The sequence below is a fragment of the Bacillus sp. NPDC094077 genome (assembly GCF_050279465.1).
GTDB lineage: Bacteria > Bacillota > Bacilli > Bacillales > Bacillaceae_G > Bacillus_A.
In genome coordinates, this window is the sequence record NZ_JBNNUF010000007.1 from 197553 (window position 1) to 218248 (window position 20696).

Annotated in this window: 26 protein-coding genes; 12 read left to right on the plus strand and 14 right to left on the minus strand. The window is 35.6% G+C overall.

Features of this window, described 5'->3' with window-relative positions:
• Positions 1 to 76: 76 nt before the first annotated feature.
• Positions 77 to 1279, plus strand: coding sequence for an LCP family protein (locus ACQKNR_RS18335; RefSeq protein WP_427319382.1), 1203 nt, complete (start codon positions 77 to 79; stop codon positions 1277 to 1279).
• Between the two features lie 148 nt (positions 1280 to 1427).
• A complete protein-coding gene (locus ACQKNR_RS18340; RefSeq protein ID WP_427319384.1) occupies positions 1428 to 1868 on the plus strand; it encodes a hypothetical protein in 441 nt (146 codons plus the stop codon).
• Positions 1869 to 1991: 123 nt separating this feature from the next.
• Here ACQKNR_RS18340 and ACQKNR_RS18345 read toward each other — a convergent pair whose 3' ends face one another.
• The 14 genes from ACQKNR_RS18345 to ACQKNR_RS18410 form a co-directional block, all read right to left on the minus strand.
• A complete protein-coding gene (locus ACQKNR_RS18345; RefSeq protein ID WP_427319386.1) occupies positions 1992 to 2756 on the minus strand; it encodes a sulfite exporter TauE/SafE family protein in 765 nt (254 codons plus the stop codon).
• Between the two features lie 45 nt (positions 2757 to 2801).
• On the minus strand, positions 2802 to 3281 hold the full coding sequence (locus ACQKNR_RS18350; RefSeq protein ID WP_427319388.1) for a DsrE/DsrF/DrsH-like family protein: 480 nt from the start codon (positions 3279 to 3281) through the stop codon (positions 2802 to 2804).
• A 66-nt stretch (positions 3282 to 3347) separates the two neighbouring features.
• The gene (locus tag ACQKNR_RS18355; protein ID WP_427319390.1) at positions 3348 to 3644 is read right to left on the minus strand and encodes a rhodanese-like domain-containing protein; all 297 of its coding nucleotides are present in this window, start codon (positions 3642 to 3644) and stop codon (positions 3348 to 3350) included.
• 16 nt (positions 3645 to 3660) lie between these two features.
• Positions 3661 to 4029, minus strand: coding sequence for a rhodanese-like domain-containing protein (locus tag ACQKNR_RS18360; protein ID WP_427319392.1), 369 nt, complete (start codon positions 4027 to 4029; stop codon positions 3661 to 3663).
• Between the two features lie 22 nt (positions 4030 to 4051).
• Positions 4052 to 4402: a sulfurtransferase gene (locus ACQKNR_RS18365; protein ID WP_427319497.1), complete on the minus strand. Its 351-nt coding sequence runs from the start codon at positions 4400 to 4402 to the stop codon at positions 4052 to 4054.
• A gap of 177 nt (positions 4403 to 4579) precedes the next feature.
• Positions 4580 to 4807, minus strand: a complete 228-nt coding sequence (locus tag ACQKNR_RS18370) for a sulfurtransferase TusA family protein (RefSeq protein ID WP_427319394.1) — start codon at positions 4805 to 4807, stop codon at positions 4580 to 4582.
• Positions 4808 to 4831: 24 nt separating this feature from the next.
• The gene (locus ACQKNR_RS18375; protein ID WP_427319396.1) at positions 4832 to 5059 is read right to left on the minus strand and encodes a sulfurtransferase TusA family protein; all 228 of its coding nucleotides are present in this window, start codon (positions 5057 to 5059) and stop codon (positions 4832 to 4834) included.
• Between the two features lie 37 nt (positions 5060 to 5096).
• Positions 5097 to 6227: an MBL fold metallo-hydrolase gene (locus ACQKNR_RS18380; RefSeq protein ID WP_427319398.1), complete on the minus strand. Its 1131-nt coding sequence runs from the start codon at positions 6225 to 6227 to the stop codon at positions 5097 to 5099.
• Between the two features lie 42 nt (positions 6228 to 6269).
• Complete coding sequence (locus tag ACQKNR_RS18385) at positions 6270 to 6839, minus strand: sulfurtransferase TusA family protein (RefSeq protein ID WP_427319400.1); 570 nt, start codon at positions 6837 to 6839, stop codon at positions 6270 to 6272.
• Between the two features lie 88 nt (positions 6840 to 6927).
• The gene (locus tag ACQKNR_RS18390; RefSeq protein WP_144613009.1) at positions 6928 to 7191 is read right to left on the minus strand and encodes a metal-sensitive transcriptional regulator; all 264 of its coding nucleotides are present in this window, start codon (positions 7189 to 7191) and stop codon (positions 6928 to 6930) included.
• A gap of 185 nt (positions 7192 to 7376) precedes the next feature.
• Positions 7377 to 9041: a CoA-disulfide reductase gene (gene cdr / locus ACQKNR_RS18395; RefSeq protein WP_427319402.1), complete on the minus strand. Its 1665-nt coding sequence runs from the start codon at positions 9039 to 9041 to the stop codon at positions 7377 to 7379.
• Between the two features lie 132 nt (positions 9042 to 9173).
• Complete coding sequence (locus ACQKNR_RS18400) at positions 9174 to 10451, minus strand: neutral/alkaline non-lysosomal ceramidase N-terminal domain-containing protein (protein ID WP_427319404.1); 1278 nt, start codon at positions 10449 to 10451, stop codon at positions 9174 to 9176.
• A 111-nt stretch (positions 10452 to 10562) separates the two neighbouring features.
• Positions 10563 to 11981, minus strand: coding sequence for a stage V sporulation protein SpoVR (gene spoVR, locus ACQKNR_RS18405; protein ID WP_427319406.1), 1419 nt, complete (start codon positions 11979 to 11981; stop codon positions 10563 to 10565).
• Between the two features lie 114 nt (positions 11982 to 12095).
• Positions 12096 to 12656: a nitroreductase family protein gene (locus ACQKNR_RS18410; protein ID WP_427319408.1), complete on the minus strand. Its 561-nt coding sequence runs from the start codon at positions 12654 to 12656 to the stop codon at positions 12096 to 12098.
• A gap of 233 nt (positions 12657 to 12889) precedes the next feature.
• Here ACQKNR_RS18410 and ACQKNR_RS18415 point away from each other — a divergent pair, with 233 nt between their 5' ends.
• From ACQKNR_RS18415 to ACQKNR_RS18460, 10 genes are all read left to right on the plus strand, one after another.
• Positions 12890 to 13486 carry a hypothetical protein gene (locus tag ACQKNR_RS18415; protein ID WP_427319410.1) on the plus strand — a complete coding sequence of 199 codons (597 nt, stop codon included), beginning with the start codon at positions 12890 to 12892 and terminating at the stop codon, positions 13484 to 13486.
• Positions 13487 to 13610: 124 nt separating this feature from the next.
• Complete coding sequence (locus ACQKNR_RS18420; protein WP_427319412.1) at positions 13611 to 15116, plus strand: spore germination protein; 1506 nt, start codon at positions 13611 to 13613, stop codon at positions 15114 to 15116.
• Positions 15113 to 16195 (plus strand): Ger(x)C family spore germination protein, encoded by a 1083-nt coding sequence (locus ACQKNR_RS18425; protein WP_427319414.1) that lies wholly within the window; start codon positions 15113 to 15115, stop codon positions 16193 to 16195. Before ACQKNR_RS18420 ends, ACQKNR_RS18425 begins: the two co-directional genes overlap by 4 nt.
• Positions 16196 to 16207: 12 nt before the next feature.
• Positions 16208 to 17317 (plus strand): GerAB/ArcD/ProY family transporter, encoded by a 1110-nt coding sequence (locus ACQKNR_RS18430; RefSeq protein WP_427319416.1) that lies wholly within the window; start codon positions 16208 to 16210, stop codon positions 17315 to 17317.
• 45 nt (positions 17318 to 17362) lie between these two features.
• Positions 17363 to 17872, plus strand: a complete 510-nt coding sequence (locus ACQKNR_RS18435) for a PCYCGC motif-containing (lipo)protein (RefSeq protein WP_427319417.1) — start codon at positions 17363 to 17365, stop codon at positions 17870 to 17872.
• Between the two features lie 121 nt (positions 17873 to 17993).
• Entirely contained in the window at positions 17994 to 18242 is a 249-nt protein-coding gene (locus ACQKNR_RS18440; protein WP_001195458.1) for a YhdB family protein, read from the plus strand.
• A gap of 165 nt (positions 18243 to 18407) precedes the next feature.
• The gene (locus tag ACQKNR_RS18445; RefSeq protein WP_097935884.1) at positions 18408 to 18827 is read left to right on the plus strand and encodes a disulfide oxidoreductase; all 420 of its coding nucleotides are present in this window, start codon (positions 18408 to 18410) and stop codon (positions 18825 to 18827) included.
• Positions 18828 to 18839: 12 nt separating this feature from the next.
• A complete protein-coding gene (locus tag ACQKNR_RS18450; protein ID WP_427319419.1) occupies positions 18840 to 19295 on the plus strand; it encodes a thioredoxin family protein in 456 nt (151 codons plus the stop codon).
• Between the two features lie 72 nt (positions 19296 to 19367).
• Entirely contained in the window at positions 19368 to 19583 is a 216-nt protein-coding gene (locus tag ACQKNR_RS18455) for a DUF1540 domain-containing protein (protein WP_427319421.1), read from the plus strand.
• A gap of 118 nt (positions 19584 to 19701) precedes the next feature.
• Positions 19702 to 20688, plus strand: a complete 987-nt coding sequence (locus tag ACQKNR_RS18460) for a LacI family DNA-binding transcriptional regulator (RefSeq protein ID WP_427319423.1) — start codon at positions 19702 to 19704, stop codon at positions 20686 to 20688.
• The last annotated feature ends 8 nt before the right edge of the window (positions 20689 to 20696 follow it).

The window sequence follows — 20696 nt, forward strand, 5'->3', positions numbered from 1 at the left end:
GTTTTTTTTCGATAAATTTCATTATAATAAGTGGATATGAGTGTCGTATTTCAATCCAAATGAAGGAGTACAGGAAATGGAGCAAAACCCATCTTTGCAAGAAAATACACGCAGTAAACCCAAAAAAGGTAATAAAAAAACAAAAATTATTATAAGCGCTATTCTATTCTTTTTACTAGTAGGTGGCGGTTATACATGGTTTTTAGTAAATAAAGCATCTTCTGCTGTTCGAAATGCCGCACACGGTTTAGCGCGCGGTGATAAATCTGATTTACGTGATAAGGCTGTAAAACCCATTACGAATAACGTCTCTGTCCTAATAATGGGTGTTGATGAAAGTGATGTCCGAGGAAAAGAATATGGTGAGGCTATAAGAACAGATGCACTGTTACTCGCAACTTTTAATAAAGATAGCAAAACTGTAAAACTATTAAGTATTCCACGAGACACATATACTTATATTCCAGTTGAAAAGAAAAAAGATAAAATAACACACGCTCATGCATACGGTTCTACTAAAAACGGAAAAAAGGGTGGACCACAAGCAAGTATTGATGCAGTTGAAAAATTACTAAATGTTCCTGTTGACTACTTTGTAAAGTTTAACTTCAAATCATTTATCAAAATTGTCGATGATTTAGGCGGCATTGAAGTCGATGTTCCTGTTGAATTTACAGAACAAGATAGTAATGATAATGCCGATGCAATTCACCTGAAAAAAGGTGTTCAAAAATTAAATGGTGAAGAAGCTCTTGCTCTTGCTAGAACACGACACATCGATAGTGATGCAATGCGCGGACAACGTCAACAACTCGTTATTGAAGCGATTTTAAAGAAACTAACAAGCGTTGGATCTGTAACAAAAGTTGGCAACATCATTGATGATATTAACGGACAATTCGTTACAAACTTAACATTCGATGATATGCTTTCATTCTATAAATATGGAGTAGATTCTTCAATTGAGAAATTACAAATTCAAGGTGATGACTGCTATATGGAAAAAGGTGATGATACATGTAGCAAATCTGCTGGTGGCGGCCGAACATATTACTACAATCCAGATCAAAAAGAATTAGCAAATGTTACGAACGAACTTCGTACTCACCTTGGACTACCTGCATATACAAAAACTGACTCTGATTCGAAAAAAACAAGTTCAGAGAAAACAAAAGAATCTAAGTCTGAAAATACGAGTGAACGCGAATCAAGTAACAATGAAGTGAAACATAAAAATAGTAGTGAAGATACAGAAACATCGTCTAATGACAATGAATAATATAGAAGCAGTGCTCTATGGAGGTAGAGCACTGCTTCTTTTTATTTCTTTAAGGTTAAAAATCAGAACTTTCTAACTATCTTTTTTAATATTTTTAAATTATAATAAATGATAGTAATCTATTCCAATTACCAGGGGGCTCATACATATGAAAGCTGCAGTAAAACATAACATTTCAGATTTTAAAGAGTACTTAAAATCCAATGATATATACATGGAAGAAAATATAGATGAAAATGATGGTTCTGTACATTTTTCAGTAGGATTAGAGACAGAAGCTGGCGCAAAAATTCAACTTATCGCTGCTTTTCAAAACGAACATCCTACTGTGGATATATACTGCTTCAATGTTGCTCATGTACCTGATTCAACATCAACAAATGACGTTTTACACGTAATCAATGAATTAAACACATCTTATCGATTTGCAAAATTCACACTAAACAAGCAAAATGCAATTGATATTTCAACATCTCTTGCATTCTCAGAACCAAACTTTAATCCAGCACTTGTCTTTGAACATACGAGAATGCTATATAAGTTAGCAAATGACGAATATAAAAACTTAATGAAAGTGATTTGGGCATAAAGTGAAACTATAATCAGTGGGGTTTTGTTCATCCCCCACTGATTATTAGTTGAACCAATCGGGCGTTTACGGGCAGTTAATGCGGGATAAATAAAAGGATGGGCTGCAAGCAGCACCATCCTTTTATTTCGATATCATATCAATCCACATCTTAACAGCAGTTCCTACAATTAAAATCGATAACATATATTGCAGTACTTTTTGATTTATCCTCTTACCAACTCTTGCTCCAAGCGGCGCAGCAAATATACTTGCAATCGCAATAATTAGAGCTGGAATCATAACTACTTGCCCAGTAATCACTTTTCCAGTCGTAATCCCTACTGAGGAAATAAACGTAATAGCGATAGATGTTGCTATCGTCGTGCGCAGTGGTAATTTTAAAATAACTAGCATGATGGGAACTAAAAGAAATGCACCACCAGCCCCAATAATGCCGGAAACACTCCCTACAATAAAAGCTAACATACTTGCTAACCACTTATTATAATTAACTGCTCCGCTATTATTTTTCTTCGGCACAAACATCATCATAGCTGCAACAGTTGCTAATACTGTATAAACAACATTTACAGCATGTTCATTTAATAGATTTGCACTAAAGCTTCCTATAAAACTTCCTATTAGTATACTAACTCCCATATACACAACTAACGTTTTATCCATATCATTACTTTTCCGATATGCCCATGCACCTGCAAAAGTTGCAAAGAATACTTGCACCGCTGTAATACCGCTCACTTCATGTGATGTATACCCCGCAAACCCTAATAATACCGGTATATATAAAATCATGGGGTAATTAATAATAGCCCCGCCAATCCCTACCATTCCGGATATAAACGAGCCGATAAATCCGATAACGAACAGCAACAAGAATAAATTCATATAATTTCTTTCCTCCCTTCTTATAAACAGAAGGCTATCTTTTCATTAAATAAACAAATTTACATTCCCTTCAGAAGCATCCGCCAAATAAGCTGCAACTCCAGCAAACTCCGCCCCTTCCATAATCTCTTCCTCTTTTAACCCTAATAAATCTACTGTCATTTGACAAGCTACAAGTTTAACTCCTTGTTCTTTCGCCAGATCAATTAAATCCGGCAAAGGCATTGCATTATGTTTTTTCATAATGCCTTTAATCATCTTTGGCCCCATACCAGCAAAATTCATTTTTGATAATCCCATTTTATCAGCACCGCGCGGCATCATCTTTCCAAAAACTTTCTCCATAAAAGTCTTCTTCACTTTCACATGTTCATCTTTCCGAAGCGCATTTAAACCCCAGAAAGTATGAAAAATGGTTACTTCTTGATCATACGCTGCTGCGCCATTTGCAATAATATAAGCAGCCATGGCTTTATCATAATCTCCGCTAAATAACACAATTGTTGTTTTCTTCTTCTGTTCCATATTGTTTCTCCTCCAAATTACCTATAGGGGTATTGAAAAATCTATAAAAAACCATTTATTTTCGCCCTATTCTACTTTACCTTCCCAAGCTAACATACCACCTACCATATTTATCGCTCGAAAACCGTGACTTTCTAAAAATTGAACTGCCCTTGCACTTCTCCCGCCAGAACGACACACGATAATATATTCCTGATTTTTATTTAACTCATGCATACGAAATTCTAATAGTCCTAGTGGAATATTACATGCTTCTGGAATTTTCCCTTCAGCTACTTCTTCTACTTCACGTACATCTACGATATTTACTGCTTCTTTACGTAACAATTTTTCTTCTAATTCTTTTACAGTCATTTCTTTCATGTTTCCCATCTCCTTCTTAATTACAAGCATTCATACCGCCTGAAACATTTGTAATATGTTGAAATCCTAATTTTTTTAACATTTTCGCTGCTTGTTTACTTCTCATGCCACTTTGACAAAGAACAATAACTTCTTTACTTTTATCTAACTGTTTCGCTTTATTAGCTAGTTCATTTAATGGGATATTCCGAAACCCTTTCATATTATTTCCTCTATATTCACCAGGTGTACGTACATCAATAAATTGTTTATTATTTTGTCCCATCATATGCTTCAATTCTTTTCCTGAAATGTTTTTTACTCCTCTAGCTGGTAAGAAGCGAGAAATGATAAACCAGGATACAAGTATAATTAAGATTATATTCAATATTGTCTTTCCATCCATATAATGATGTAGCCTCCTTCTGTTATATTTTTTTATTCGTCGCTACACTATAACTTTGAATACAAAGCCCCTTCTTGTTTAAAAACCGAACACTTAAATTTCGATCTACTTTATTATGAACAATAAGATGTATCGGTTTATTTGGTATTTCATAATAGTACCGCTTTAAATACGCATACGGTATACACATAATTTTAGACGCATGATTACCGTGACTCTCTGTATAGTCACGCACATCTATAACAATAACATCCTCACTTTGTCTTACTTGCTCTATTGAAATATGCGTAACATTTAAAACCGGAACGTAACGTTTTAATATATTTCCTATTATCAATACTATTATGGGTATAACTATATAAAGTGAAACTATAATCAGCCCACACCAATCGGGCGTTTACGGGCAGTTGATCTCCCACCTAACTTCTTTGCTCCAGTCGAATTTTGAGGTGGGAGTTTTACTGCCCGTTAATGCGGGATAAAACATATATGACGATCCTCTTCACTTCTAATAATGGGCAGCGAATAACCTCCACTTGTCATTGAAATATTATGCTTTCTTGATCCAAAACTTTAATTCGCCTTCTTCTTCCGTATGTTTTAACACTTCATGACCGCCTGTTTTGGACCATGCTGGGATATCTTTAATCGCACCTTTATCTGTTAAGTGTACTTCTAGCACTTCTCCTGATTGTAATGCTTCCATTGCCTTCTTTGTTTTTACAATTGGCATTGGACATGCTAATCCTTTTACGTCTAATACTTCTTTCACCTTCATCTTATATACCTCCAATTTTTATCATTAAGCCTTCTTAATCCAGAACTTTAATTCGCCTTCTTCTTCTGTATGCTTTAATACTTCATGACCGCCTGTTTTGGACCATGCCGGAATATCTTTAATCGCACCTTTATCTGTTAAGTGTACTTCTAACACGTCGCCTGATTGTAATGCTTCCATCGCCTTTTTTGTTTTCACAATTGGCATTGGACATGCTAATCCTTTTACGTCTAATACTTCTTTCACCTTCATCTTATATACCTCCAATTTTTATTCATTTGAAATCGAATTATTCATGAACAGCACAACGGTTTGGACCAATCTCCATTTCACGCTCTTCTTCTTGACTTGGATTTAATTGGCCCATATTTGTTTGACGAATTTCTTGATATGCATTCGGTTGAGGTGGTAAATTCTCTGTTACAACTTTACGAAACTCTCCCTCATCCTCAATATTTAATCCTGCATTATACTCAAATAAATCTTTTAATTTTGCGCTAACAATACCATTCTCGTTCATTTCACTTATTTTTGAATAATGAGCCGGCAATACAACTAAATTTTGAGATAGTTCTTTATATCGGCTATACAAAGTATTACGTAAATCCCTTACCCAATCTTCAGCTTTCCCAGCAAGATCCGGACGCCCAATCGAATCTACGAATAAAATGTCCCCTGATAATAAATACTCATCATCTACAATAAATGAAGTACTACCAATTGTATGTCCCGGCGAATAGATTGCTTCAATATCAATCTTTGTTTCCCCAACAGGAATTACAGCACCCTCTACAAGTGGCTCGTAAGAAAATACAACTTCTTCCGCATCTTTCGGCGGTAACCAATACATCCCATTTACTTTCTCAGCTAACTTACGACCTCCTGAAATATGATCGGCATGCAAATGCGTATCCATTACATTTGTAATTACAGCACCTTGCTCTTTTGCAAATTCCTCATATGTCTCAACTGTTCGTACTGCATCAATAACAGCAGCTTCTCCTTTAGAAATGACCATATATGATAAACAACCTTTTCCAAGACGGTTAAACTGATACATACTGCCGCCATCCTTTAAATCTCCCACTTTTATAGGCTTTACATATTCATTCCAAGCCTTCATACCACCAGCTAAATAATAAACATTTTCTAATCCAGCCTCTGTTAATTGCTCTGCCACAAATATAGAAGACCCTTCTTTTGCACATACTACTAAAACATCTTTATCTTTAGGTAATTCACTTACAATATGATCTACACCCTCTAATAAATCAAAGTACGGCACATTCATTGAAGTAACTTCTTTCCCTTCAATTTTCCAGTTTTCATAATCCACTTCATTACGTACATCTAAAATAAACAACTCCTCATACATAACCTTTTCTGCAACATCTTTTGCTTCTAAATGTTTAACCTTCATTCCATTACCCCCAGTGGTATATTTATGTTTAAAATTTTTTCCTTATCTTTTTTCTATCTTCCCATTCCAATGTAGCATGCCAGGAATAACATTATTAACATTGTTAAACCCTTGCTTCTTCAATAGTTGACAAGCAAGATCACTGCGATTTCCTGTCCGACAAACAACATATATTGGTTTTGTTTGACTTAGCACACTTTGTTTTTCTTCTAACTCACCTAACGGAATTGAAATTGCAGATGGGATGTGTCCAAATGTATATTCAGCTTCTTCCCTTACATCTAAAACGATGCATTCTTCGCCAGCTAGTAACTTTTCTTGTAATTCCTCATTTGTTACTGTATGAGCGTATTTTACTAATTCGTTTATTTCTTGTGTACTTGCTTTTCTTACATAATGTTTTAAAGTATCTCCCTCTTGCTTTGTACCTATATATTGATGACCAATATTATTGGCCCAACTTTGTAAATCTGCCGTAGAGCCTTTATCTGTTGCTTCTATTTCAATCACTTGCCCAGATTGTAGTGCCTCCATCGCCTTCTTTGTTTTCACAATCGGCATCGGACAAGCCAAACCTTTACAATCTAAACTCATATCCACTTTTATACTCATAATCGATTCCTCCGCAATTTATATACATATACCCGTAGGGGTATATTGAAATGTTTTTGATAATCTGTCAACACTTATGTTTGACAGATTATCGGCTTTTTACAAGTAATTGAACAGCTTCTTTAATTAATTCTTCATTTGAACCATTACCATTTTCAAACTGCTCACGTAAACATTGCTCTAAATTTGTTCCAACAACGAGTCCAATTGTACGATCAAGTGCAGAACGAGATGCCGTTAACTGTGTAATAACCTCTCGGCAATCTTTTCCTTCTTCCATCATACGAAGCACACCGCGAACTTGACCTTCAATACGTTTTAATCTATTTTTCATATCTTGATTATATTCCATTCTATAATCACCTCATTACCATTATGTCACCATTTATAACTTATGACAATATACTATACCCTATAGGGTATCTTGTAAACCCCTATTTTTAATTTTTATCCTATGTGCTCGCAAAACAAAAAGTGAAACCTTAATCTGTGGATTTTCATCTTCCACAAAATTTTGAAGTGGAAGATGAAAAAATATCAATATACAACTCGTTCTGGTAATACGGTCCCGTATAATTTAAAGCCGCCATCTACATTCTTTACCTTATATCCTTTTTCCATTAACATGCGCGCTGCAACATACCCTCTCATACCAAGTTGACAAGTAATATATATTTCTTTGTCCACTGGCACTTTATCTAAACGATCACGTAATTCATCTAACGGAATATTAATAGAACCATTAATTATTCCCTGTTTTAGTTCATTAGGCTCTCGAACATCAATAAGATACCCACCATTTTCAACAATACGATCTATTTCATGCCATTGTACCGTGTCCACAAAACCATCTACTATATTACTTGCCACATACCCCACCATGTTTACTGGGTCTTTTGCAGAAGAATACGGGGGTGCATATGATAACTCTAAATCCGGTAAATCGATTACAGTTAAATTTGCCTTCATTGCCGTTGCAATAACATCGATACGCTTATCTACCCCGTCACGTCCTAAAGCCTGTGCTCCATAAACTTTTCCGCTATCTTTATTAAAAATTAATTTTATTAGCACTGGCGTAGCATTGGGATAGTACCCAGCATGAGAATTTGCCTGTACATGTACTACCTCATAGGGTATATTTAATCGTTTTAATATTTTCTCATTTACTCCCGTCGAAGCAACTGTTAAATCAAAAACTTTAGCTACAGAAGTTCCCATCGTACCTTTATATAAAGAATCCGTATGACCATGAATAATATCTGCTAACATGCGACCTTGACGATTAGCCGGCCACGCTAAAGGAATCATTGTTTCTGTTTCTGTAACAAAATCTTTCACTTCAATCGCATCACCAATTGCATATATATGTTGGTCCGATGTTTGAAATGTCTCATTTACTTTTATCGTTCCTCTAACTCCTAGTTCTAATCCTGCATCCTTCGCTAAACTACTCTCCGGTTGTACACCAATTGCTAAAATAATCATATCTGTCTTTATTATTGAACCACTTTTTAAACGTACAACAGTCCCGTCCTCTTCTAATACATCTACGCCATCTTCAAAAACAAGCTCAACATTGTGATTTTTCATATGCTCATGTACATATGCCGCCATTTCATAATCGATCGGTGGCATCACTTGATTTGCCATTTCTACGAGAGTAACATCAATTCCTCGCTCTCTTAAGTTTTCAACCATTTCCACTCCAATAAATCCGCCACCAATAACAGTCGCATGACGTGGTTTCTTCTCATCAATATACGCTTTAATACGATCTGTGTCAGGTACATTTCGTAACGTAAACAACGCCTTTGCTTCTTCAATACCCGGAATAGGTGGCACAATTGGTTTTGCTCCTGGTGAAAGAATTAAAACATCATATTCCTCGTTATATGTTTCATTTGTAGTTACATTCTTTATAGTAATTGTTTTCTCTTCTTTATTAATCTTTACCACTTCACTCAATACACGTATATCTAAATTAAAACGCTTTGACATCTTTTCGACAGTCTGCACTAATAATTTTTGTCTTTCTGTAATCACACCGCCAATATAGTATGGTAATCCACAGTTCGCAAATGAAATATATTCACCACGCTCAACCATAATAATTTTATCTTCTTCACTTAAACGACGAAGCCTTGCAGCTACTGATGCTCCACCAGCAACTCCGCCTACTACAATAATTTTTCTAGACATATTTCAAACCTCCATGTTGTTTATTATTCTCATATACAAATTACATATACCCGTATGGGTATATAATAAAATATAAAAAAATTATTTTCAATACATATCTCTTTCGTTCACAAATTCGAAACAAAAAAGAACTTAGATATCGCTAAGTTCTTTTTTGTTTCGTTCTATAACTTTCTGTACGATTAAATCCGCTGTGTCCTCTTCCGGTGGCATCAACAAATTTGTAACAGGTCCATACACAACAGGATTCAACTCCACTTCATATCCACCATATGCATACTCGTCTTTTGTCGGTAAATAACCAATATATCCATTCGTATAGCCACCAAAGAAAGCTAGTTCATTTTGAAGGCCCTCTTTCATTTCTAAAGCAGTTTCTGAAAAAGGTTCCATCGGTATGCCAGAAAACATACCGTCATTAATTTGCACCAATTGAATTTCTAAATCGATACTTAACTGTCGAATATTTTGCTTATATTTCTCTAAAACGATAGTAAACCATTCATCAGTATTCACACCCCACTGCTTCTCAGCTAATTGAGCCATGCTTCGTATCTCATCAATTTCAGGAATATCTTTCAACCTCATTTGCATCGTACTCGAAATCGTTCTTAAATTTAAAATTGGGCTATATGTAACTGTTGGTAACATCGTTAATACATGTCCACTAAGCATGTAAGCCATTTGTTTTAATGCTTCCCTTGAACCGCGATACTTCGCATTCACGTTTCCAGCGGCACCTTGAACAATAATAACATGACAGTTTAATATTTTTTCAAGAATCTCTCTCGTCATTCCAGGATAGTCCGCTGATAATACATCACTATCACCTTTTAAAACATTCGGATGAGCAGTACAAAATACTACAATCCCAGACAGCTCCTTCGTTTCAGCATCTCTTATTGCTAACATACCAATTCGGTTATCTACAACACCCTCTATATTTGTTCCCATCTTCGCTTTTCCATCAGATGTTCTCTCTCTTCGATTTACTCCAATTTCACCTATCGTAACACCCCAGCCAACTTCACATAGCTTCAATTTGTTATTCGCAGTAACAGCACCCTGCACTACATTATTTAATAAAATCGTTTTATAAGACTTTATTAAAGGATGATCACCGACCGTTTCCGGACCAGAGTGTGTATGTGTATAAACAACTGTTATTCGCTCAAATGGTACATGAAGCTCACTAGCTACTCGTTCACGAATAATATTCGTATCTTCTACTAACATCCCAATATTATCAATGCTTATAAACACCGTCTTCACTTCATCTTTTTCAAATACAAAGATTGTCCCGTAAATACGCTCTTCAATATGATGAATCCCTGTTTCTCTATGATATCCGATAAAATCAATACCTAAAGGCGGCGTAATATCCACCTTACATACCCCTACTTTGCTCATTTGAATCGCTCCATTTCTCTATGTAACTCCCTCTCTTCAAGAATAGCATATTTACCATTTTCCAAATAAAAAGAACGGACAAGAAATTCTTTGTCCGTTCTTTTTATTACATCACACATACTTCCGATGCACCATCTTCCCATCATAAGAGAACACAACACCCTTACTTTCCACGATCGACTCCATATGCACCGTTCTTCCCCATAACTGATGAAGATACGGCAATACTTTTTCTAAGTATTTTAAATCTAGCTCGATTCCTTCATAGCTATGTTTAATGTACAATTCCCCATTCTTTAAGTAGTCACCATCTTCTACTACTAAGTACGGGAAACCTCCATTTGTACGCATATTTACGAGCTGATCACGTACATGTTTCCACTCTTTATCTATTACTTTATATTCTTTTCCTTGGCGCTGGAATAAGTACATATCTTCTCGCATGACGAGTTCTTTATTTAAGTAGTTTCTTAGGAACGATACGTCCCATTCAATTTCGCGCACTTCAAAGATTTTGTCACGACCAGATCCTGGCTTCACACCGCGTCGTTTCATTTCTTCTGTCGGGTTGTTGTAGCGTTCTTCAATATCCTCAAACATTTTAATACCGAGGTAGTATGGATTAATGCTTGTTTTTGACGGCTGAACTACGCCCGCATTTAATTTTGCAAATTCAATTGCTTCATCAGATGTTAAGTCCATTTCGCGAAGTATGCGTTGGTGCCAGAAGGACGCCCAGCCTTCGTTCATAATTTTTGTTTCAAGCTGTGGCCAGAAATATAACATTTCCTCACGCATCATCGTTAATATGTCGCGCTGCCAATCTTCTAACTCACGGCTATATTCTTCAATAAAGAGGAGCAAATCTTTCTCTGGTTGCGGCGGAATTTTCTTCTTTTTACGTATATTAGAGCGTTCCTGCTTTTTATTTCGGTTATCTAAATTCCATAAATCATCATATTGTGATACTTTTTTCTTTTCCACTTCTTCCTCTTCTAAATCATCAATACTCCACGCGAGTTTCGGACGCATAAGAGATGGATCAATATGTTCTTGAATAGCGAGTACGGCATCTAAAAACGTTTCTACCTCTTCTTTTCCGTACTTATGCTCATATGCTTTCACACGGTCCGCTGTTGCCGCCATACTCTCTACCATATCTCGCTTCGTATTTGAAAAACGAATATTATTTTTGAAGAAGTCACAGTGTGCTAAAACGTGCGCCACGATTAATTTATTTTGAATTAAGGAGTTCGTATCTAATAAAAAGGCGTAACATGGATCTGAGTTAATAACGAGTTCGTATATTTTACTAAGTCCTAAATCGTATTGTAATTTCATTCTGAAAAATTGCTTTCCAAAACTCCAATGTGAAAACCTCGTCGGCATCCCATATGCACCAAATGTATAAATAATTTCCGCTGGGCAGATTTCATAACGCATCGGATAAAAATCAAGCCCAAATCCAGTCGCAATTTCCGTAATTTCCGCAATCGCATATTGCAGTGCTTTATCGTCACTTGCTCTCATTATTTTCCCTCCTTACACTTTCCCTTAAGAAAGTGTATGATGAGGAACAAGCTTTCATGAGGATTGATTACATAATAAAAAGACATCCCCGTAACAACAAGAATGTCTCATCTATTAACCCTCAATAATCTCCATCTTCTCCGTAATCGGCGTACGAGCTTTGCCTTCTGGTGCTTTATCGAAATAGCCGAGGTGAAGAATTCCAACGATGCGTTGGCCTCTTGTTAAACCAATTCCTTCTATAAATAATGGATTGTAGTTTAATCCGCCTGATTTCCAAACACAACCTAAGCCACGTTCCCAAGCTAGTAATTGGAAGTTTTGCATAAATGCACATGTTGCAGCGTAATCTTCATCACGTTGAATTTGACGTGGATCTTCATTCATGTAAACAACGATTTGTGCGGGCGTGCTTAAGAAACGATCTGATAAAATTTTACCGCGTTTCGCTCTTTCTTCTTCTGTGAAAGAGTTTAATACTGCGTCTACTAATTTCTGACGGCCATCCCCAATATATAATTTACAATTCCATGGCTCACGATGTTTATGATTTGGTGCCCACGTTGCGTCGTTTAATAGTTCAATTAATAATTCTTTGTCTACCGCTTTATCTGTAAATGTACGAACAGAACGTCTTTCTTTAATAACATTTGCGATGGAAGTATATGTAGTCATATGTTTCTCTCCCTTATTTTTTATCTATATGTATAAGTTTATTATTGATATTGATTTTCAATTTCGATTATAACCTAGTTTTTCACTATTAATCAATGTTTTATGTTGGAAAACATATAAAAACTTCTTTTTCTACTGTGAATAAAAAAACTTAGCTTGTTCACAAGTTTTTCACATTTTATGGAAATGATATGTGTAAAGTTTTCCACATTATCCATCTAGGAGGAGTTTACATGTACAAAAAAATCGCAGTAAGTATGACTATAGTAGCATTATTGAGCGGGGTATCTACCTTCCCTACTTCCGCTGCCACGCCAAAAGAAGTGACGATGCACCATCATAAACTAATTTCAGAAGAAGAAATGCAGTCGCTCGAAAAACTCGGCTATAACAAACATGAAATTTGGAAAGCTGTCCATATTGCAAGAATCAGTAAAAAAGAAATTAAGGATGTTTTAGCTTACTATAAGCAAAATAAATCTTGGGAGAAAACAGCAAAGCATTTCGGTGTAGACCCAAATAAATTGAAAAAGCATCATATGAATAAGGAAACAAAAAAAGCATTGCTACAAGAGTTAGCAAATATGCAAAAATCCACACCAGATGTACTAAAACAAAAAATGAAGGAGTATAATATCGGCTTACGTCAGCTCACGGTATTAACAATCATCTCTCAAAAAAGTAATACCCCTCTCGATGATGTACTGAAAATGAAAAAAGATGGGATGGACATTAAACAAATTGCAGAAAAATTAAATGTGAAAAAAGAAGATATACGAGCAGAAATGATGAAATTAGTGAAGTCTATTAAAGAAAAGAAAACAAATTAGCGTACCCAAAAGGAAGAGGTATTTAATACTCTTCCTTTTCTTTATGAACTTTCAATTTTCAAGTATAAATTCCCCTCTTTCCCAAAAACTAACATAAGCAAATGATGTAGTAAGGGGTGAGAAAATGTTTCATATATCGTCTAAAAAGAAGAAAAAAACAATCTGTTCCATTCCGGAGTTTATCCACACTATGAAAGAATCTAGTGATTTCGTTTCTTATAACATCGTAGAAGATGGGACGTTATGTTTGTTTTATTATAAATCTACAGCTGAATCACTCCTCATTAATCGATTCATTTTAACACCTATAAAAAGACAATTAGATCACATTGAAAATATAAGTGACATAGCAAATATCGTCACACTCGAAGAGATCATCACCAATCCTTCTATTGATGATATTCGTGAAAAATTATTAGGTGGGTATGTACTCATACAGATAAAAAATGATTCTCAAGCAGCAGAATATGCACTTATTCGTGCTGAAAGTTCAGTTTTAGGTACACGATTATATAACGATACCGAAAATGAATATAGTGTAATCGGTCCAAAAGTCGGATTTGTTGAAAATATTGATACAAATACACACTTACTTCGCCGAAATATTGTAATGGAGCAATTAGTTTTCAAAGAAGTTGTAGTTGGCTCTATATCAAAAACAAAGGTCGTAGTTGCTTACATTGAAGGCATTACAAATGAACAACACGTCAATACTGCAATGCAGCGCCTACAAGACATTGACTTTGATGTTCCTTTTGATGCAACTATGATTGAACAGTTTATTAGCGATAACAGTAACTCACCCTTCCCTGTTTTGCTACCTACAGAGCGGTTAGATCGCTCCGTGTACGCATTAATTAATGGAGGCATTGTCATTTTAACAGACGGTTCACCTTACGCATTAGCCGGACCGGTGACGTTACTCGATTTCTTCGTCTCTCCAGAAGATTATTATTTACCATGGATAGCAGGCTCATTTCTTAGAATAGTTCGTTTTTTTGGAGCTGCATTCTCTTTATTCTCTTCAGCTATTTACACAGCTGTATTAACGTATCACTATCAAATGATCCCAGCCGATTTACTTGGTCCTATTATTTATTCTAGAGCTAACGTACCATTTCCACCTGTTTTAGAGGCGCTTTTTTTAGAAATTACAATTGAATTGCTTCGTGAAGCCGGAGCACGCTTACCGACTAAAGTTGGACAAACGATTGGTATTGTTGGAGGAATCGTAATTGGACAAGCATCTGTTGAAGCTGCTTTAACGAGCACTATTTTATTAATTGCGGTTGCGTTATCTGCACTTGCGTCTTTTACAACACCAACAGTAAAAATGTCTTCCACTATCCGGATATTACGATTTCCTCTCATCATTTTAGCTGGAGCATTTGGTGGTCTAGGTCTCATTGTCGGATTCGTATTCATATTAGCCCATTTAATTCGCTTAAAATCACTTGGATCACCTTATTTATTACCTTTATACCCATTTCGAGGTTTAGGAACAGCAGAAGGACTCCTTCGCTTACCATTTAGTCAAACTGCCGGACGTGCCTCTTTTCTGAGACCGAAAAAGAAATGGCGCTATGATCCAAACAATGCAAAAGGGAAACGTGATGGTGAAAAGAAATGAAAAATATTTTACTATGCTTTGCCATTATCATTATTCTTTTCCAATCGGGCTGTACACAATCGAACATAGTAGATACGCAGCGGATTATTCATGTGGGCGGATTCGATATAACGAAAGACAAACAATTTCGCGGGACGATCCTCTATCCCGATTACACAAAAGGCGTGCAATCAAAGCCACAAACCCAATCAACTACTGCTGGCACGATTGAAACAATCTCTTCACGACTTAATGCAAAATCGCCTCATACTATCGCTGTAGGTCAAATGCGTGTTGTGCTTTTCGGAAAATCCTTTGGTGAACATGGAATTGGCGATATTATAAATAATTTGCAACGTGATTCTAATATTGGGCGGGATGTTCAACTAGCACTTGTAGACGGTTCCACAGAAAAGCTACTCAAACATGTTAAAACAAATGGATCACTATATCTATCAGACTTACTTGAGCAAAACATAGAAAGCGAAACGATTCCACGGACTGCTTTAAATATTTTTTTATATAACTTTTATTCATCAGGATGCGATCCATTTCTTCCTTATATTAAGGTTGATGAAGATCAATCCGCTTCTATTAAAGGACTCGCTTTTTTAAAAAAGGATAAAGTAGTTATGTACACAGATAAAAAAGGCTCTTTTTTATTCAAATTACTTATTAATCCAACTAAAAATGGTCGTTACGAAGTTCCAATACAGCAAGGTAACCATAAAGGATTAATCGCCACTCAAAACTTATCTGGAAAGAGCGTTTGCTATCTTTCCGATACTGGTAACATGCCAAAAGTTCATATTCATCTAAAATTAAATGGACTCATAAAAAACGCTCCGAGCTGGCTTGACTTAGCGAAGAACGAAGATATAAATTACATAAAAAAACATGTAGAAAAAACAGTTGAAAAACATTTAAACGAACTAATAAAACAATTCCAAGAAAAAGAGCTCGATCCAATAGGTATACGGGAAGAAATTCGTAGTCATTCGAGAAAATGGACGATAAAACAAATTCAAGACATGTACCCTAATGTAGATGTTGCTGTTCATGTACAAATCAATGTCGTGCAATCTGGTATCGGAGAATAGTGAGGTGTTACAATGGCTGAACAAAATAAAACAATTACTGTTTCCCCTTATTTCACATTTCTTTTATTACACTCGCTTCAAATTGGAGTAGGCGTGTTAGGATACCAACGAGTTATTGCACAATATGCTGGTTATGATTCTTGGATTTCCCTTATTGTTGCGGGTGTTTTAACTCATATCGTATTGTTTTGTATGTTAAAAATGTTAGATAAAGATAATGATTTAATGACCATTCATGCGACATGTTTCGGAAAATGGTTTGGAACTTTCTTGTCTATGTGCTTTGCCGCATATCTTCTATTATTTTGCCTTACTGTGCTTCGTACATATATTGAAGTCATTCAAGTATGGGTCTTTCCTACAATTAAACCATGGAAACTAACGTTATTATTTTTACTCGTAATGTATTACGTCATAAAAGGTGGATTCCGCTCTGTAACAGGAATTTGTTTTTGGGGCGTCGTAATACCGATTTTCGTACTATTTTTCTTATTTTTCCCTATGAAATATGCACATGTCCGTAATATTTTACCGATTCTCACCCATTCGCCTGCAGACATTCTATATTCAGCGAAAGCATCTGCATTAGAATTTCTTGGCTTTGAAGCAATCCTTATCTTTTACCCACTTATTAAAAAAGGAAAATCACTACATAAATGGGCACATGGTGGTATTGCTTTTACAACTATTTTATATGTCGTACTAGCAATCGTTTCCCTTATGTACTATAGTCATGGGCAACTACATCATACAATTTGGCCTACTTTAACGATGCTAAAAATTATTAAAGTCCCATTCATTCAGCGATTTGAATACATTATTATTTTCATCTGGTTTCTTATTATTTTACCTAACCTTTGTTTAACCATTTGGTCTTCTTGTCGTATTAGTAAATACTCTTTTCACATACCATTTAACATCACATTACCACTTTTTATTGCGACTATATTTATTTCATCTCTGTTTTTCACAAACAGAGAAAGCATTAATACATTAAATACCGTACTTTCTCAGGCCGGCTTATATATTGTATACGCTTATATCCCAATTTTATTTCTCATCCATTCACTACGGTGGCGCTTCAAAGATCAGTCGAAAAAATCTTCACCCGACACACCATGATATTTGATACAATTTGATTAATACATTTGTAAAGGGGACAAGCGAATGAAAAAGTATGTATTTTCTTTACTTGCAGTACTGAGCTTACTTCTTGCTGGATGCGGCAGCACTGGTACAAACGAAAAAAAATCTTCTGAATCAAAAGAAGAGCATGACCATGCATTGCATACTCAGCAAGCTGACATTCAAGAAAAAACAAAAGGAGTCGACACACTCCCAACTTTCCTAGACAAGCTTGATCCACAAATGAAGGATATCTACACTGTCGCTGGACAAAATGCGGAACTATTAGATTGGATTCCATGTTACTGCGGTTGCGGTGAAAGTGTAGGACATAAAAATAATAAAAACTGCTTTATTCGTGAAATTAAAAAGAATGGTGAAGTTGTTTGGGATTCCCACGCAACGACTTGTGCCAATTGCCTAGAAATCGCGGTTGAATCTGCTTCCATGAAACAAAAAGGAAAATCAACGCTCGAAATTCGCAACTATATTGATAATAAGTACAAAGAAGGATACGCAAAACCGACACCTACACCAATGCCAAAAGCTTAAAAAACGAGGAAACACCTCGTTTTTTCTTTTCATTCACTTTTTTTCTTAACAAATTCTTTCAAGTGTATTTCTCCTTACTTGTCACACACTATATATAACTCCTCAGTAAGGAGGGTACACAGTGCAAACATATAACGACTATGATAAAGCTCTCTATTACACGTATTGTTGTAATTGGGATAAATTACTCGTTCTCATGGTTCAAACGAACGATCAATTATTTTCTAAGCGTATCGAGCATTTTTTACACGCTTATCAATACAGCAAAGAACTTCCAGAAGTTGATAAACAATTGCAGCTCCTATTTCAATATATTGACCATGCATCCCAAAAGTCACATATAGAAGAAGTAGAGCAAATTCAAATGTAAAATATAGCGCTATTCTCTTCATGAGAATGGCGCTTTTTTGAAATGTTGATATCAATAAAAGTTTCCTCTTATAAAACTTTTATTGATAAACATATTTTTTCTTTCTTTTCTCTACTACTTCATACTATAATTTAGTATGTAACTATTATAAGAGAGGTATAAAATATGGGACGAGAAAAAAAGCAAGAATATGCTTTACTTACCGCATGGGGAGCTTCTTTTATCGCTACACTAGGAAGTCTATACTTTTCCGAAATCATGAAATTTGAACCTTGTGTCCTTTGTTGGTATCAACGTATTTTTATGTATCCATTCGTTTTATGGCTTGGTATCGCTGTAGCAAAGAAAGACTATCGCATCGCAAGTTATTCTTTACCAATCGCAAGTATTGGTGCTTGTATTTCTTTATATCACTATGCAATTCAAAAAATCGCAGCATTTTCAGCTGCTGGAGCAGCTTGCGGACGTGTACCTTGTACAGGAGAATACATAAACTGGTTCGGCTTTGTGACAATCCCGTTTTTAGCACTTATCGGCTTTATCACAATCGCTGTTTGTAGCTTCATTGTAATCAAAAACAAATAAGGAGATAAAAGAATGAAAAAAATGCTTATATTTGGTGGTATTATTATCGCCTTGTTTGCAGCAATTTTCGCTGTAACACAAATGGAAGAAAAAAACGCATCTACAAGTCAAAAACTTAATAATACTACTAGTAGTCAAACAGATGGTCCTGACTACTACACAAACAAAATCTCTCTTTCAGATCTCCAAAAGAACTTAAAAGAGAAAAAAGAAGAAACTGTATACTTTTATCAAACATCTTGCGTTCATTGCCAAAAGTTATCCCCTATTGTAGTACCAATGGCTAAAGATTTGAATGTTGATATGAAAGTTATGGATATTGAAAAATTAGATGTTCCTTGGGATGAATATAAAATTACAGGAACTCCAACAATCATTCATTTTAAAGATGGCAAAGAAGTGAGCCGTATTAGTGGCGAACAACCGAAAGACAAATTAAAAGAATGGCTTGAGCAAACGAAGAAATAACGAGAAAAGGAAACTCCTTCTACACATGAAATGGGTGTAAAATCCCACACTAATGTATAAGGAGGGGGTTTTATGCCAGAAGTAAAATGCTCTGTTTCCAATTGTTCATTTTGGGGACAAGGTAACTTTTGTCAAGCAAGTGCGATCGTTGTTCAACCCGATGCACAAGAGGCTGGTCAAAATGCAAATGATTCGTATACAAGCGCAGCTTTAACAAACGAGACACTAGAAAGTTCTGTAACAACGAGTGTAGAGACTTGTTGTCATACGTTTAAGCCAAAATATTAATCATTATTCCACCTCATATACGTGAGGTGGTTTTTTCTTTCCCTCTTCTTGTTTACGTCACCCCTAATTCTCCCTATAATAAAGTTAACATTTTTTATGAATACGAAGGTGGAATACTATGGCTAAAACAATTGCAGATATCGCCAAATTAGCTGGGGTTGCAAAGAGCACAGTCTCTCGGTACTTAAACGGCGGATATGTAAGTGATAAAACAAAACAAAAAATCGAAAGTATTATTCAGGAAACAAATTTCTCTCCCAATACATTTGCTCAAAGTTTAAAAGCAAAAACAACAAATTTAATTGGTGTTATTATCCCCCGATTAGACTCCTTCGCTACAATGAAAACACTTATTGGAATCGATAGTACGTTGCAGGAAAATAATTATCAAATGCTTGTAGCAAATGCAAATCAAACAATCGAAACTGAGATACAAGCGATGGAAAACTTTATAAAACAAAAAGTAGCTGGCATTATTTTATTAACCAAAACTTTAACGAACGAGCATCAGCAAATCATTGCTAATTCAAATATCCCCATTTTATTCGTTGGTCAAGAATATAAAGATCAATATTGCCTCGTTCACGATGATTTTGATGCCGCTTATGAGTTAGGAGCATACGTACTATCGCAAGGACACCGAAATATTGCCTATTTAGGGGTAGAACAAGATGATATTTCTGTTGGTATAAATCGAAAAAATGGTTTTCAAAAAGCAATTGAAAATTTAGAACCGACTTGTAATGTTTCTTATTATGAGACAACTTTCCGCATAGAAGATGCAATGAAACAAGTACAACATATTTTAGATAATAACCGCCCGACTCTTATCGTATGTGCTACAGATAACATCGCTCTTGGAGCAATGAAAGTCATTCACTCCCATTCCCTTTCTGTACCAGATGATATTTCTGTTACAGGGTTCGGAGGATACGATATTTCTGAAATGGTACACCCTAGCTTAACGACAATTGCGTTTGACTATGAGTATGCCGGAAAGCTTGCTGCCGATTCTCTTTCACAGCTTGTTGAAAACAAAACCATACCAAAAATATTGCACTCTCGTTATACATTAAAAATTCAAGAAAGCGTTGACAAAATTTAAAGGCGCTC

Excerpts from the sequence above, each read along its gene's own strand:
- ACQKNR_RS18430 (WP_427319416.1), top strand. The coding sequence starts at position 16,208 with ATGGCTGAACAAAATAAAACAATTACTGTTTCCCCTTATTTCACATTT.
- ACQKNR_RS18435 (WP_427319417.1), top strand. The coding sequence starts at position 17,363 with ATGAAAAAGTATGTATTTTCTTTACTTGCAGTACTGAGCTTACTTCTT.
- ACQKNR_RS18425 (WP_427319414.1), top strand. The coding sequence starts at position 15,113 with ATGAAAAATATTTTACTATGCTTTGCCATTATCATTATTCTTTTCCAA.
- ACQKNR_RS18450 (WP_427319419.1), top strand. The coding sequence starts at position 18,840 with ATGAAAAAAATGCTTATATTTGGTGGTATTATTATCGCCTTGTTTGCA.
- ACQKNR_RS18385 (WP_427319400.1), bottom strand. The coding sequence starts at position 6,839 with ATGAGTATAAAAGTGGATATGAGTTTAGATTGTAAAGGTTTGGCTTGT.
- cdr (WP_427319402.1), bottom strand. The coding sequence starts at position 9,041 with ATGTCTAGAAAAATTATTGTAGTAGGCGGAGTTGCTGGTGGAGCATCA.
- ACQKNR_RS18415 (WP_427319410.1), top strand. The coding sequence starts at position 12,890 with ATGTACAAAAAAATCGCAGTAAGTATGACTATAGTAGCATTATTGAGC.
- ACQKNR_RS18460 (WP_427319423.1), top strand. The coding sequence starts at position 19,702 with ATGGCTAAAACAATTGCAGATATCGCCAAATTAGCTGGGGTTGCAAAG.
- ACQKNR_RS18445 (WP_097935884.1), top strand. The coding sequence starts at position 18,408 with ATGGGACGAGAAAAAAAGCAAGAATATGCTTTACTTACCGCATGGGGA.
- ACQKNR_RS18375 (WP_427319396.1), bottom strand. The coding sequence starts at position 5,059 with ATGAAGGTGAAAGAAGTATTAGACGTAAAAGGATTAGCATGTCCAATG.
- ACQKNR_RS18420 (WP_427319412.1), top strand. The coding sequence starts at position 13,611 with ATGTTTCATATATCGTCTAAAAAGAAGAAAAAAACAATCTGTTCCATT.
- ACQKNR_RS18410 (WP_427319408.1), bottom strand. The coding sequence starts at position 12,656 with ATGACTACATATACTTCCATCGCAAATGTTATTAAAGAAAGACGTTCT.
- ACQKNR_RS18390 (WP_144613009.1), bottom strand. The coding sequence starts at position 7,191 with ATGGAATATAATCAAGATATGAAAAATAGATTAAAACGTATTGAAGGT.
- ACQKNR_RS18335 (WP_427319382.1), top strand. The coding sequence starts at position 77 with ATGGAGCAAAACCCATCTTTGCAAGAAAATACACGCAGTAAACCCAAA.
- ACQKNR_RS18455 (WP_427319421.1), top strand. The coding sequence starts at position 19,368 with ATGCCAGAAGTAAAATGCTCTGTTTCCAATTGTTCATTTTGGGGACAA.
- ACQKNR_RS18340 (WP_427319384.1), top strand. The coding sequence starts at position 1,428 with ATGAAAGCTGCAGTAAAACATAACATTTCAGATTTTAAAGAGTACTTA.
- ACQKNR_RS18350 (WP_427319388.1), bottom strand. The coding sequence starts at position 3,281 with ATGGAACAGAAGAAGAAAACAACAATTGTGTTATTTAGCGGAGATTAT.
- spoVR (WP_427319406.1), bottom strand. The coding sequence starts at position 11,981 with ATGAGAGCAAGTGACGATAAAGCACTGCAATATGCGATTGCGGAAATT.
- ACQKNR_RS18355 (WP_427319390.1), bottom strand. The coding sequence starts at position 3,644 with ATGAAAGAAATGACTGTAAAAGAATTAGAAGAAAAATTGTTACGTAAA.
- ACQKNR_RS18400 (WP_427319404.1), bottom strand. The coding sequence starts at position 10,451 with ATGAGCAAAGTAGGGGTATGTAAGGTGGATATTACGCCGCCTTTAGGT.
- ACQKNR_RS18370 (WP_427319394.1), bottom strand. The coding sequence starts at position 4,807 with ATGAAGGTGAAAGAAGTATTAGACGTAAAAGGATTAGCATGTCCAATG.
- ACQKNR_RS18360 (WP_427319392.1), bottom strand. The coding sequence starts at position 4,029 with ATGGATGGAAAGACAATATTGAATATAATCTTAATTATACTTGTATCC.
- ACQKNR_RS18345 (WP_427319386.1), bottom strand. The coding sequence starts at position 2,756 with ATGAATTTATTCTTGTTGCTGTTCGTTATCGGATTTATCGGCTCGTTT.
- ACQKNR_RS18380 (WP_427319398.1), bottom strand. The coding sequence starts at position 6,227 with ATGAAGGTTAAACATTTAGAAGCAAAAGATGTTGCAGAAAAGGTTATG.